Source organism: Flavobacterium sp. CLA17 (assembly GCF_013112255.2).
GTDB lineage: Bacteria > Bacteroidota > Bacteroidia > Flavobacteriales > Flavobacteriaceae > Flavobacterium > Flavobacterium circumlabens.
Map to the genome: position 1 here is coordinate 1,192,764 of NZ_CP068294.1, position 13,797 is coordinate 1,206,560.

At 35.3% G+C, this 13,797-nt stretch carries 14 protein-coding genes; 4 read left to right on the forward strand and 10 right to left on the reverse strand.

From position 1 onward, the window contains the following. Positions 1-143 precede the first annotated feature (143 nt). Positions 144-803, forward strand: coding sequence for an alpha/beta hydrolase (locus HAV12_RS05245; RefSeq protein WP_171568763.1), 660 nt, complete (start codon positions 144-146; stop codon positions 801-803). A gap of 156 nt (positions 804-959) precedes the next feature. Here the strand turns inward: HAV12_RS05245 and HAV12_RS05250 are convergent, their stop codons facing one another. Then, positions 960-1,475, reverse strand: coding sequence for a hypothetical protein (locus HAV12_RS05250; RefSeq protein WP_035682014.1), 516 nt, complete (start codon positions 1,473-1,475; stop codon positions 960-962). A 166-nt stretch (positions 1,476-1,641) separates the two neighbouring features. Here HAV12_RS05250 and rpmH point away from each other — a divergent pair, with 166 nt between their 5' ends. Both rpmH and carB read left to right on the forward strand, forming a co-directional pair. Further along, positions 1,642-1,803 (forward strand): 50S ribosomal protein L34, encoded by a 162-nt coding sequence (gene rpmH / locus HAV12_RS05255; protein WP_008464848.1) that lies wholly within the window; start codon positions 1,642-1,644, stop codon positions 1,801-1,803. A 146-nt stretch (positions 1,804-1,949) separates the two neighbouring features. After that, positions 1,950-4,805: a carbamoyl-phosphate synthase large subunit gene (gene carB, locus HAV12_RS05260; protein ID WP_171568764.1), complete on the forward strand. Its 2,856-nt coding sequence runs from the start codon at positions 1,950-1,952 to the stop codon at positions 4,803-4,805. Positions 4,806-4,896: 91 nt separating this feature from the next. On the opposite strand, the gene yiaA is transcribed toward carB, so the two are convergent. The 6 genes from yiaA to HAV12_RS05290 all read right to left on the reverse strand — a co-directional run bounded on the left by yiaA (position 4,897) and on the right by HAV12_RS05290 (position 8,158). Then, entirely contained in the window at positions 4,897-5,295 is a 399-nt protein-coding gene (gene yiaA, locus HAV12_RS05265; protein ID WP_127339826.1) for an inner membrane protein YiaA, read from the reverse strand. Positions 5,296-5,308: 13 nt separating this feature from the next. After that, positions 5,309-5,983, reverse strand: coding sequence for a TIGR02117 family protein (locus tag HAV12_RS05270; RefSeq protein WP_132036580.1), 675 nt, complete (start codon positions 5,981-5,983; stop codon positions 5,309-5,311). Between the two features lie 139 nt (positions 5,984-6,122). Beyond that, complete coding sequence (locus HAV12_RS05275) at positions 6,123-6,659, reverse strand: DUF4252 domain-containing protein (RefSeq protein ID WP_132036581.1); 537 nt, start codon at positions 6,657-6,659, stop codon at positions 6,123-6,125. Between the two features lies 1 nt (position 6,660). Then, positions 6,661-7,188: a DUF4252 domain-containing protein gene (locus HAV12_RS05280; protein WP_132036582.1), complete on the reverse strand. Its 528-nt coding sequence runs from the start codon at positions 7,186-7,188 to the stop codon at positions 6,661-6,663. A 15-nt stretch (positions 7,189-7,203) separates the two neighbouring features. Beyond that, positions 7,204-7,662, reverse strand: a complete 459-nt coding sequence (locus tag HAV12_RS05285) for a hypothetical protein (protein ID WP_171568765.1) — start codon at positions 7,660-7,662, stop codon at positions 7,204-7,206. Continuing rightward, complete coding sequence (locus HAV12_RS05290; RefSeq protein WP_132036584.1) at positions 7,649-8,158, reverse strand: RNA polymerase sigma factor; 510 nt, start codon at positions 8,156-8,158, stop codon at positions 7,649-7,651. The genes HAV12_RS05285 and HAV12_RS05290 overlap by 14 nt, the downstream gene beginning before the upstream one ends. A 173-nt stretch (positions 8,159-8,331) precedes the next feature. On the opposite strand from HAV12_RS05290, the gene HAV12_RS05295 reads away from it, so the two are divergent. Then, positions 8,332-9,807, forward strand: a complete 1,476-nt coding sequence (locus tag HAV12_RS05295) for a S41 family peptidase (protein ID WP_171568766.1) — start codon at positions 8,332-8,334, stop codon at positions 9,805-9,807. A gap of 73 nt (positions 9,808-9,880) precedes the next feature. Here HAV12_RS05295 and HAV12_RS05300 read toward each other — a convergent pair whose 3' ends face one another. From HAV12_RS05300 to HAV12_RS05310, 3 genes are read right to left on the reverse strand one after another with little or no spacing between them, the layout of a single operon-like run. Continuing rightward, on the reverse strand, positions 9,881-10,846 hold the full coding sequence (locus HAV12_RS05300) for a T9SS type A sorting domain-containing protein (RefSeq protein ID WP_171568767.1): 966 nt from the start codon (positions 10,844-10,846) through the stop codon (positions 9,881-9,883). Positions 10,847-10,905: 59 nt separating this feature from the next. Then, positions 10,906-11,940, reverse strand: coding sequence for a YncE family protein (locus tag HAV12_RS05305; protein ID WP_171568768.1), 1,035 nt, complete (start codon positions 11,938-11,940; stop codon positions 10,906-10,908). Positions 11,941-11,943: 3 nt separating this feature from the next. After that, positions 11,944-13,779 carry a TonB-dependent siderophore receptor gene (locus HAV12_RS05310; protein WP_171568769.1) on the reverse strand — a complete coding sequence of 612 codons (1,836 nt, stop codon included), beginning with the start codon at positions 13,777-13,779 and terminating at the stop codon, positions 11,944-11,946. Positions 13,780-13,797 lie beyond the last annotated feature (18 nt).

Genomic DNA, 13,797 nt, shown 5'->3' on the forward strand with positions numbered 1-13,797 from the left:
GGAGAGGGTTATGTTGACCATTACTTTGTGGTTCCGTTTTTTATTTTTCTTGTAATATTACGGTCTGAAATTTGCTTGAAATACTAAAAAAGGTAACTTTAAACTTTCTAACAAGATTTGTAATTGTAATTTCTTTTCATTCAATGAGTAAAATTCCGGTTTATTTTATGCCAGGACTGGCTGCAGGTTCATCCATTTTTGAAAATATTCACTTAGATGAATCCATTTTTGAAATGTGTTTATTGGAGTGGGAAATTCCGCTTCCAAAGGAACCTTTATCTGATTATGCACTCCGAATTACCAAAAACATCAAACATCCGAATCCGGTTTTAATCGGAGTTTCTTTCGGGGGTATTCTGGTTCAGGAAATGGCGAAACATATTGAGGTCCGAAAAGTGATTATTATCTCAAGTGTCAGAAGTAATCTTGAGTTTCCGAGAAGAATGAAAATCGGAAAAACTACAAAAGCGTATAAGCTGATTCCGATGCAATTGCTGTTGAATGTAGAAAAGCTGGCAAAGTTTTCGTTTGGAGAAAAAATAAACAAACGGATTAAGTTATACGAAAAGTTTTTGTCTGTCCGCGATCTTTATTATTTGCAATGGGCTGTAGAGTCGGTTATTTTGTGGGACAGGAACCAGGTAGATCAAAATGTAATTCATATTCACGGAGATCAGGATGATGTTTTTCCGATTAAATATATCAAAAGTTGCATTGTGGTAAAAGGAGGGACTCATGTTATGATTATCAATAAATACAAATGGCTTAATGAGAATCTGCCTTCTATAATATTGGAAGAATAAGGGGGGTGTAAAATTCCAATTTTTTAAATTCCAAATTCCAATACTTGAAAAATGTAAATTGCAATCGTTTAAATTCCAAATCCCAAAAATCTAAACTCAGAAATCTAAAATAAAAAATCCCAAATTCACAATTTGAATTTGGGATTTAAAAAATCGTTAGATTTTCTTCATCTGATCTTTCATCATTGTAATTTGTTCTTTCAGCATACCTTGTTTGTCTAATTTCTTAGCTTCATTTAGTAAATTGGTTGCTTCCAGTTTTCTTCTGCGTGACATGGCAACTCCGGCAAGGTTTAGTTTAGCTACAGCTAAATCCATATCCATAGATAATCCAAGTTCGATTGCTTTCTTGAAATGTTTCTCTGCCTGGTTGATATTGGTTTGAGATAACATAATTCCGTGCAGGTAATTAAAGTACCCCTGTTGTTTTCTCACTAATGCAGCTTCAGGATTTTTAATGTATGCCAGCCATTTTTTAGCGCCTTCAAAGTCTTGTTTTCTTAATTTAAGGAAGGCTAAAAGGATAAATTCATTTTTAAAGTAAAGAAAAATTGGAATTGCAGTCAGTAAAATAAGGAAAATTCCATTACCGATATTGCTTTCTGTAAATTGCCAAATGCCAGCGACTACAAGAAGTCCGGCCAAAATAAGTTTAATATTTTTGTGAAACATAATAGATGTATATTTGTGATTGCAAATATAGTAAAATGAATTAAAAATATTTTTATTAAAGTACTTGCCAGAAAAAAAAGTCTTTGTATATTTGCACTCGGTTTTAGAATAACGATATTCGAAAACAGAAAAGAGATATTAGATACCATTTTAAAGATACAAAGCAATGAGCAAAAGAACGTTTCAACCATCGAAAAGAAAAAGAAGAAATAAGCACGGATTTATGGACAGAATGGCTTCTGCGAATGGAAGAAAAGTTCTAGCGCGCAGAAGAGCTAAAGGAAGACATAAATTGACTGTTTCTAGCGAACCTAGACACAAAAAATAATGTTTGTATAAACATAAATAAGGCGTTACTTTTTTTAGTATCGCCTTTTTTTATACCTTGTCGGTAAAAATATTGCAACGTTCTAGTTTAGAATAGACTACGAATGTTTTTTAAAGTACTTTATATAACTACACAATACAAATAAAATGCCTAAAGACACATCAATAAAATCAGTTTTAATAATAGGTTCAGGACCTATTGTTATTGGTCAAGCTTGCGAATTTGATTATGCAGGTTCTCAATCTGCACGTTCTATTCGTGAAGAAGGAATTGAAGTTATCTTGATAAACTCAAATCCAGCGACTATTATGACCGACCCAACCATGGCCGATCATGTATATTTGAAACCATTAACTACAAAATCGATTATTGAAATTCTGAAGGAACATCCACAAATTGATGCAGTTTTGCCTACAATGGGAGGACAAACGGCTTTAAATTTATGTCTGGAAGCGGAAGAAAAAGGAATTTGGCAGGATTTCGGAGTAAGATTAATTGGAGTTGATGTAAACGCAATTAATATTACCGAAGACAGAGAGCAGTTTAAACAGCTTTTAGAAAGAATTAATGTACCAACCGCACCTGCAAAAACAGCTACTTCCTACTTAGAAGGAAAAGAAATTGCTCAGGAATTTGGTTTTCCATTAGTAATTCGTCCTTCATTTACGCTTGGAGGAACGGGAGCAGCAATTGTTTACAAAAAAGAAGATTTTGATGAGCTTTTAACCCGCGGACTTGAAGCTTCCCCTATACATGAAGTTTTGATTGACAAAGCTTTGATGGGGTGGAAAGAATACGAATTGGAACTTTTGAGAGATAAAAATGATAACGTAGTAATCATTTGTTCGATCGAAAATATGGATCCAATGGGAATTCATACCGGAGATTCAATCACAGTGGCGCCGGCAATGACCTTATCTGATACGACATTCCAGAAATTACGTGATTATGCCATTTTAATGATGCGCAGTATCGGAAATTTCGCAGGAGGCTGTAACGTACAATTCGCAGTTTCACCGGATGAAAAAGAAGATATCGTTGCGATTGAAATCAATCCGCGTGTATCCCGTTCTTCTGCATTAGCTTCTAAAGCAACGGGTTATCCGATTGCTAAAATTGCTTCTAAACTGGCTTTAGGATACAATTTAGATGAATTGCAAAACCAGATTACAAAATCTACTTCAGCTCTTTTTGAACCAACCCTGGATTATGTAATCGTAAAAATTCCACGTTGGAACTTTGATAAATTCGAAGGTGCTGACAGAACTTTAGGACTTCAGATGAAATCTGTTGGTGAGGTTATGGGAATCGGACGCTCGTTCCAGGAAGCTTTACACAAAGCAACCCAGTCATTAGAAATTAAGCGTAACGGTTTAGGTGCCGACGGAAAAGGATATAAAAACTACGAACAGATTATCGAGAAACTGACTTTTGCAAGTTGGGATCGTGTTTTTGTCATTTATGATGCTATCGCAATGGGAATTCCGTTGAGCCGTATTCATGAAATCACAAAAATCGATATGTGGTTCCTGAAACAATACGAAGAACTTTATACTTTAGAAAAAGAAATTTCTAACTATAAAGTTTCTAACCTGCCAAAAGAGCTATTGCTTGAAGCGAAACAAAAAGGTTTTGCAGACAGACAGATTGCCCACATGGTCAATTGCCTGGAAAGCGAAGTGCATACTTTACGTATGGATATGAATATAAACCGTGTATTTAAATTAGTAGATACTTGTGCTGCCGAATTTAAAGCAAAAACACCTTATTACTATTCTACTTTTGAGGCTGAAATCGAAAAAGCAAACGGCGAGCGTTATGTGGATAACGAAAGTGTGGTAACAGACAAAAAGAAAATCATTGTTTTAGGTTCGGGACCAAACAGAATCGGGCAGGGAATTGAATTTGATTATTCTTGCGTTCATGGCGTATTGGCAGCAAAAGAATGCGGTTATGAAACTATCATGATCAACTGTAATCCTGAAACGGTTTCGACTGATTTTGATACAGCGGATAAATTATATTTCGAACCGGTTTTCTGGGAACACATCTACGACATCATTCAGCATGAAAAACCGGAAGGTGTAATCGTGCAGCTTGGTGGACAGACGGCATTAAAACTGGCTGAAAAATTATCTAAATACGGAGTGAAAATCATCGGAACCAGTTTTGATGCACTGGATTTAGCGGAAGACAGAGGTCGTTTCTCTGATTTATTAAGAGAACTGCATATTCCTTTTCCACAATTCGGAATTGCTGAAACAGCTGACGAAGCTTCTGCTTTAGCAGATACTTTAGACTTTCCTTTATTGATTCGTCCTTCTTATGTATTAGGAGGTCAGGGAATGAAAATTGTAATCAACAAAAAAGAACTGGAAGAACACGTGATCAACTTGTTGAAAACGATTCCTGGAAATAAACTGCTTTTAGATCATTATTTGGCAGGAGCAATCGAAGCGGAAGCAGATGCCATTTGTGATGCTGATGGAAATGTTTACATCATTGGAATTATGGAGCATATTGAACCTTGCGGTGTACACTCAGGAGACAGTAATGCTACTTTGCCTCCTTTTAATTTAGGAGAATTCGTGATGCAGCAGATAAAAGATCATACGGTAAAAATTGCCAGAGCGCTGAAAACGGTGGGTTTAATCAATATTCAGTTTGCGATAAAAGACGATACGGTTTATATTATTGAGGCCAATCCAAGAGCTTCGAGAACGGTTCCGTTTATTGCAAAAGCATACGGAGAGCCTTATGTGAACTACGCTACTAAAGTAATGTTAGGACATAATAAAGTGACTGACTTTGATTTCAACCCGCAATTAAAAGGATACGCGATCAAACAACCGGTTTTCTCTTTCAGTAAATTCCATAATGTAAACAAAGCATTAGGGCCGGAAATGAAATCGACAGGAGAAAGTATCTTGTTTATTGATGACTTAAAAGACGACCAATTCTACGAATTGTACTCGAGAAGAAAAATGTATTTGAGTAAATAATCTCAAATCCTGATATAAAAAAGGCTCCATGAAAATGGGGCCTTTTTTGTGGTTAATCTGGAAGTTGGTTTAATTAATAGTGTTTTAAATATTATTCATTAGAGATTGACATATTATCTCTTGTATTTTTTTGAACTGAAATAGCACCAAAGAGTGCTAATAAAAAAGCAAAAGCATAGAAGCCTTTTTCGCTTGGTAAAATAGTAGCATTCCAAAGTCCGACAACTAAAAGGACAATTGATAAAAGAGTTCCGAACCAGCAAATACCGTAATAAATGTCAGTCACAGGTAAGTTTTCCAATCGGTCCCTTACGCTTTTTTGCAATGAAACTACGGCAAAAAGACCAAACATTAAAACAGTAAAGTAATATCCTTTCTCATTTAATAACATTTCGGCTCTGGCAAGTCCTACTATAAATCCTACTGTTCCGGCTCCAAGAGCTACCCAGGATGCCGCTATAAAGGCATTCGATGTTTTCTGTTGTGTCATGTTTATATTAATTTTATTTGTATTTCGAAAAAATTCCGGAATCTGTAGCCGTCCAGAAGCAGGACTTCTGGCCACATGCTTTTAGTCCGCTGTTGGCCCAGGTATTGCAGGTGTGCAGCATACTATAACTTCCGTTGGCTTCATAGAAGGCATCAGTTTTGCTGTAATTGGCATCCGTTTTTATAGGCAGATAATTGCCGGACGCATCTTTTTGGAAACTATTGTTAATATAATTTATGAGACGATCGTATTGTTCTTTGCTAATCATCATTGATTTGCAGTCCTCTCCTAATCTCATTTGTTTGTAATAAGTTGCATGAATGGCAGTAGTACTTAAGCCGGTTGCGGCTTTAAAAGCAACAGAAGCTTTTAAATCGGACCATTCGGGAGTTTCTAAGTAAAAACCTTTGTCTCCCCATCCCATAGCGATGTATTTATAAGTAGAGTCTGCAGCTTTGGTGTTTTTATATTGAATTTGTTTGCTCCAGTCGATCTGATCGTTTTTGACAGGCATTACAATATCGGTGTGAACGCCATTGGTGAGAATAAAAATTTCAACTTCAGGTTTTGTGTTTTCTTCTTTGGCAATTGTAATTTTTGAAAGTGAAAAAGCCATTATAACGTAGAACAAAAGAAATCCTGTAAAGACCAAAATTACTTTTAAAAGAATTTTAAATATTTTTTTCAAGTTATTTATTTTTTTTCAAATGTAACTAAATTAAGTTCACCTCAAAATTAATTTAAAAGAATTATGACGAATAATCTGTTTAAATCCCGGAAATAAAAAAAGCCTCATAATAGAGGCTTTTTGCTTAAAAGTAAGATTGTTATTTAATGAACTGTTGTAATGGTTTTAATTGTTCCATGTCGATTTTGGATTGTTTTAAAACACTCATTAAAGTCATGATGTTATTCGGATTCATGTCTTTTCCCAAGACGCGTACTACGGCAAATCCGTTTTCTTTTCTGTTGACGAAAACCACAAATTCTTCAATGTTTTCATCGGTGCCGACATAACTTATCGATGCGCCTTCTTTACCAGAGCCAAACTTCATTAGTTCCTGATATTTCGGATCTTTTAAGATTGCTTTTACTTTAGCCCTTTCCGTTTCAAACGCTGTCGTGTTTGTTGCATTTGCTTTGAAGGCAAGAATGTTCATCTTGTCAAAAGAGTTTAAAGCTTCGGTTTGTGCTGCAGATAATTTTGCTTTATCTAAATTTAAAATAGAAGGGGAGACATCAAGGGCAATAAAATTTTTGTTGTCCGTATTTTCTACAAAATATTTTTGCAATGAAGGTTTAGATTCACAACTTATCAAAGTTAATAAAGCTAAAAGGGCTGAGGTAAAAACGCTTATTTTCATCTTATTTTTTGCCTTTAGAGGCTTTTTTTAAGTCAGAACCGCCCGGAAGCTGCATTTTGTCTGTTAGTACTGAGATTTCGTTTAAGTCAAAATTACCGGTAAGTGATAATAAAACCGATTCTTCGTTTTTAGCGCCATCAATAAACATCAGCAATTCTTTTACCTGTGTGTCGCTGGCACCTGATTTCACTAAAATTTTAATGTTTTTACCGCTATCATTTACGCGCATTAGTTCTTCTAAGCCTGCTGTTTTAATGTATTTATCGGCAGAAGCTTTCATTTCGGCTTCAACTTTTGGATTTTTAGTGGTGAACACTTTTAAATAGTCTAGTTTTTTAATCAGTTTAATGTATTGTTGTGTTTCTTTATCAGTAGCATCCACTTTTACTTTGCTCATTAAATCGAACATTTTTTTGTTTACAATTACGGATGTTACATCGTCCTGACCGTCAAATTTGTCAAAAGCGCCCTGTCCGTAAAAAATAGTGGTAACGAAGGTGAAAACTAGTGTTATGATGAAATTTTTCATTTTATTAAATTTTAATTATTGTTTGAAAATTTTGTTTTTTGATTGTTCGTATTCCTTAATGTATTGTACACTTCCGATACCTACATTTACATTGCTTGACAATAGGGATAAAGCTTTTTGCGTTGCCGCCATGGCTTCTTCAGGATTGTCGTAGGTTCCTAATTCTGATTGCGCTACAACCGGAGCTGCATTTTTTTCGCTTACATAAAAATAGGTTCCAATTCCCAGTAAAACAACAAAGGATGCTGCAATCGATAACCACCCCACATTTCGTTTTTTAGTTTGTAGTGGTAACTCTTGCGTCGATTTTTGTTCTTTTACCTGAGAGAAATAACCAAACATTGGTTTGTACTGCTCCAAATGCTGCGCAACATCCGGTGAAGAGAAATATTCTTTTAATTGTTTCTCTTCGGCAATAGTTGTTTCTCCCTGAAAGTATTTTTCTAGTATATTTTCTATTTTATTTAATTCCATAACGGTGTGTATTAAGCATTGATTCTCTAATTTTTTTTCTCGCTCTCGAAAGGGCTACCCGGATAGCCGTTTCATTCATATTGACAATTTTCGCAATTTCATCAAATTCATATTGTTCAACATCGCGTAACTGAATTAATATTTGTAATTGTTCGGGCAGTTGGCTTATAATTTTCTCCACCCATTCTAAACTGTCTGCGTCTTCCAGTTTTTTGTCTAACTGAGGCTGACGGTCTGTAAAATTATTGTGTACAATCTGCAGATTTCCTGCTCTTTTAGATTTTAACTGATCCAGGCAATAATTTTTGGTCATGGTCATCGCCAGTGCTTCAACACTATTGTAGGCTTCCAGTTTTTCTTTTTTATTCCATAATTTAACAATTACTTCCTGAGTTGCGTCTTCAGCTTCTTCCGTACTGGTAAGCAATCTTTTTGCCAGACGAAAAACTTTGTCTTTGAAAGGATTTATTAATTCTATAAAAACAATCTGATTCATAAATCAAGGTTATTTGTTAGCTTGTATATAAGGAAGACGAGGCACAATTCTTTTTGTTACAATCAACTTCAAAAAAAAATATTAAAAAAATATTAAAAAAAAAGACATATAATGTATTACAGTTAAAACTAAAGATACTATTTTTACGTTAATACTGTTATAAATACCATTTTATGAAAACAATAGTAAGAAGTTTATTGTTATTAATTTTACTCGCTTTTTCTTTGCAATCTTGTGAGGATCAGGACGATGTTGATTCTCCTGCAGATTTACAAATAAATGATTTTATCTGGAAAGGGCTGAATCAGTTTTATTTGTGGCAGGCTGATGTTCCCAATTTAGCTGATGATCGCTTTAGTAATCAGGAAGCTTTAAATTCTTTTTTATCGGGATATTCTGAACCTGAAAACTTATTTGAAAGTTTATTGAATAAACCGAGCAGTAAATTTCCGAAAGGAGAAGCTATAGATCGTTTCAGTTGGATTGTTTCCGATTATACGGTTTTAGAGCAGGAACTTCAAGGGACTACCAAAAACGACGGAGTTGATTATAGATTGAGTTATAAACCGGGGAGCTCTACAGATTTGGTGGGTTATGTACGTTATATTATTGCAAATTCAGATGCTTCAACAAAAAATATAAAACGAGGAGATCTTTTTACAGGAGTGAATGGAACTCAATTGACCGTTTCAAATTACAAACAACTTCTTCTCGAAGCAGAAAGTTATACGTTGAATTTAGCACAATATAGCGGAAGTACAATAGAGACAAATGGAAAAACAGTTTCACTGGTTAAAACAACTTTAGATGAAAACCCGATTTTGATTAACAAGGTGATTGTTTCCGGAAGTCATAAAATTGGTTATATGATGTATAATGGTTTTTATGCCAATTATGACACACAATTGAATGATGCTTTTGGACAATTAGCCGGACAGGGAATTACCGATTTTGTTCTGGATTTAAGATATAATGGCGGAGGATCCGTTCAGACTGCGACACGTTTGGCCAGTATGATTACAGGACAATTTAAAGACCAGATTTTTGCCAAGGAAAAATGGAACGATAAGGTGAATGCCTATTTTGAAACGGAGGATGCGGAATCTTTAAACAATAGATTTGTAGATAATATTGAAGGAAAACCATTAAACAGTCTGCGTTTAAGTAAAGTATACATACTGACAACAAGTGGTACTGCATCTGCAAGTGAATTAATTATCAACGGATTGGCGCCTTATGTGACAGTAGTGCAGATTGGTGATTATACGATTGGAAAAAATGTAGGGTCTATTACATTATACGATTCTGAAACCTTTACCAAAAGTAAAGTGAATCCAAATCACAAATATGCCATGCAGCCTTTGGTTCTTAAAATTGTTAATGCTGCCGGTTTCGGAGAATATACGGATGGGCTTAAGCCAACGATTCAGCAATTGGAGTATGTTTCTAATTTAGGGGTTTTGGGAGATCCTTCTGAACCTTTACTAAATACAGCCATTGCAAATATTACCGGTGCTGCCGCCAAAAAAGTACAACAGGACAGAGGAAAAGCACTAAGGACTTTTATAGATGCCAAGGCCATGAATGGTATCAGAAACCAAATGTATGTTGATAAAGCTCCCGAAGGACTTTTAAGAACACTAAAATAAATTAAAAAGGCTTTCAGAAATGAAAGCCTTTTTTAGTAATATAAAATTATCCAAAAAACTAATTCTATAAAAATTATCTTATAACGATTCTTTTCGTTGTTTTCTTTTCATCAATTGTTATTTCAAACAAATAAATTCCAGGACTCAAATCAGAAACCTGAATGGAATTGTACTGTGCAACAGGAAGCTTTTTTCTAACGGTACCTGCGATATCATAAATCAAAATACTACTTTGCTGATCTGTATCTAAATAAACAATGTCAGTAGTCGGATTTGGATATAGTGTTACAGAAGTCAAATCGAAATTTTTAGCACTCAACACCGTTTTCTGATTGATTACACCAACAGCATTCAAATCAAATCCGCCCGTTGGATAAGGAGTAGAGTAGGGATCATTAATAATATTCCCTAAACTGTCGTGAGAAGCATACAACGGATTAATAGTTCCAATAACGTCGATTACCCTTACATGAGTGATATTGTTTTTATCTAGTAAAGCATTATTAGGAACGTCGGATAAATCAAACGGAGTTCCGAAATTCACACGATATTTTCCGGCTAAGTTGTTGATATATCTGCAATCTACAGCTCCAAAACCACCAATTTGACTAGTCGTCTGTGTTTGACTGTGCGATGGAAATCTAAAAAAGTTAACTCCGTTAGAGCTTACTTCCACAAAAGCCAATTCCAGGAACGTATCCGAAAATCCGTTTTCGAAAACGGCAAAATCAAATCCGGGACCATTTACAATTGGAGTAGCAAACGTAAGCGTTGCGCTTCCGCCGTCACCTAAACAAACAACGCTTGTACTGGTTCCGCCTAATGCACCACTGGGATCACCAGACGAAGCCAAAGGACCTGTTGGATTTGCAATATCCTGAGGGCCTCTTACCACGTTAATTCCGGTTGCCCAACTCTTAAAAACAGTACTGCTTTTTGCTATTGCAGTGCTTCCGGTCTGTCCCGCTGCCGGAGCATACGATTGTGCTGTAAGTACCGCAGGGGCTAATAATAAAGTAAAGAGTAATTTTTGTATCATAATAGCTTAGTTTAAAAAAAATACCCTTATAAAAATTATAAGGGTATTTTCGTTAGTAATTAGTTATTGGAATAAAAACCGTTTGGTCCAATACCAACAGTTAAGGTTTTTAATACAGTTCCGGTTGAAGAATACACAGTAACAATTCCGTCTTGTGTAAATCCGTTTGCATTACCCGAATAAATTTTCCCGTCAATAACTCCAAATCCATAAAAAGTAGAATATTGAACATACGAAGTAGTAAAAATGGGAGTAGTGCTAAACGCTGTAGCGGTCAAGTCCATTGCGTATACGCCACCATCTTTAGTGTAATAAATTTTACTTCCATCAATATCCATATTTGCTGCCCCTTTTAAAGCAGTAGATTCTATAGATGTTGCAGTGTCAGAAGTTGTGTTAATTTTGAATAATTTGCTTTTTGTATCATTTCCACACAATACATATACACTTCCATTTTTTTCTTCGATAGAATTAATACCTTGCTCAACAGTAATAGTTGTCAAGACAGTATTGGTTGCAGGATTAATTACGGTTACTTCATTTCCAGAACCATAAGCACCATTCATAACGTAAAGCTTATTATTGGCAACCACAATTCTCTCAGCTGTTTTACCTACAGAAATTGAAGCTATATAAGCATAAGTTTTAGCATCATAAATCGTTACAGCCTGAGAAATAGCATTGGTTACATATAGTTTGTCATTGAAAACAACACTGTAACGCGGGTTTTCTAATTTTGTAGTAATAGTTGCCAGACTTTTAAAAGTATAACGATTTACCACTTCAACTTCATTTGAATTGTTTACCACAATAAAAGCTTTCTCTCCGCTAAAAGTCATAGACTGAGCCACATCACCTAAAACAGTTGGTGTATTTACAAGCTTGAAAATATCGTTTTGAAACGTCGCCAAATCATTCGAAACATAGGAAACAGAAGCATTAGGAGTTCCAAAATTCCCTTCATTTAAAATGAATATGCCATTTTCATAGGCACCTAACGGAACTTCAATTTCGGGAGTGTCATCGTTACTACTACAAGAAGCAAATAAAAATGCAGATGCAATAATTCCTAAATAAAGATTTTTTAATTTCATGTTTTAATAGTTAAGGTTTAAATAAATAGTTAAATTACGGCCGGGCATAAAACGGCTCGGCAGCGCTTCATATTTTTCATTCCACAAATTGGCCACTTTAAGGCCAACTTTGAAAGTGTTTTTTTTGCTGAAATTATAATCTGTTCCGATATTGGAAACATTATACGCGTCCAGAATATATTTTGGGTTGTTGTCGGAAGTAGTAAATATTTCTCCCGTATACATAATCTGATAATACGCGGAAAGCTTTTTATAGTAGTACGATAACGATCCCGTCAGTTTGTGATAAGGAACATAAAAAAGTTGTTTATTTGTTATGTCATCCAAGGAAACCGTGTAACCATAAGTTCCGCTAAAATCAAAAGTATGTTTGTTGACGTTTTTTTTCCATCCTAAAAGTGCTTCAGCACCATAAATAGTAACTTTGTCGGTATTTACCGGAGACCAGTTTCCGCTGTTATTGGGCAACCATCGAATCATATCTTTGATTTTCATTCCGTAACCCGTTATGGTCAGTCTGAAATCTTTATAGCTAAACTGATTTCCTATTTCTGCCTGATAGGAACTTTCCGGTTTTAAATCCGGATTTCCGCTGCCTTCCCAGTACAAATCGTTGAAAGTAGGAACTCTGTAGTTTCTGGATACATTGAATTTTAACTGATAAAAATCGGAGAAATTATAGCGTGAGCCCACAGAAAAAAGAACCGGACTTTTATAAACATCCGAAACCTCTTTTCGGGCGCTCATTTCATAATTCCATTTTTCAGTAAGAATGTGTTTCCACAAAAGACTTGCACCGCCAATTTCTCGGCTGCTGCGGCCAATTCCGGAACCAATTCCATCATTTTTCGTATAATCTAAAATGGTGCTGATTTTGATTTTTGAAGATAATTCGTAATCAATATCATATTTTCCGATAAAACTTTTAACGCCTCCCGAAGTAAATCCGTCCCTGTTGATGTCTTCAAAATAATTATAGTGCTCGGTAATGTAAGCCAATCTCAAATTCGAAGCAAATTTACTGAAAGAGCTGCTCCACGTTAATAAATTTCGGGTATTGTAATCCTGATATTTTGTTTTGGTTGCATTGGGGGATGTGAGTGAAAAATGACGTTCACCATCGTATATTTCACTGTAAAATTTAATACTGTTATTAGTATTGATTTTAAAGCCAACTGCGGCATCAAGCGTATTGTTATAATATTGTCCATTAAGGTTATGGGTATCCTGACCAACAAATTTAAAATCATTATCGGAGCTGTTACGGGTAAAGCTGGCATCAAAACTCCATTTTTTTGTAGCGGCAGTAAGACCATAAATGGCACTTAAAGTGTTGAATTCGCCATAATAAATCTGAAAGTCATTTTTGAAAGTATCCGTAAACTTCAAATCATTATTTAAGTGAATGGTTCCTCCAATGGCGCCGCTTCCGTAAACAACACTTCCGCCTCCGGCTTTTACATCGATAGAATTAAAACCACGGGTCGAAATCGTATTAAAATCAGTTTGTCCTAAAAGCTGGGAGTTGATGTTGATTCCGTTCCAGACTACTACCGTTTGTTGTGAGGTAGTTCCCCTGAAAGAAGGCGAAGAAGTCATTCCGAGACCATTTTCCTTAAAATAAATAACCGTATTGTAATTTAAAAGAGAAGTCAGTGAAGCCTGATTTCTATTAATGATCGAGTCGCTTAATCGTTGAACGGATTGTGTATTCGAGAAATTCTTAAGATTGGAGTCCGACACCACAACTTCTTTCAGTTTGGTAATAGAATCGTTTTGCGCCGAAATAATCTGGCACAGGAAAAGCAGGCAAAAAGCAAAACGTTTTTTTAAAGTCATAATTTCTACACTCTTTTT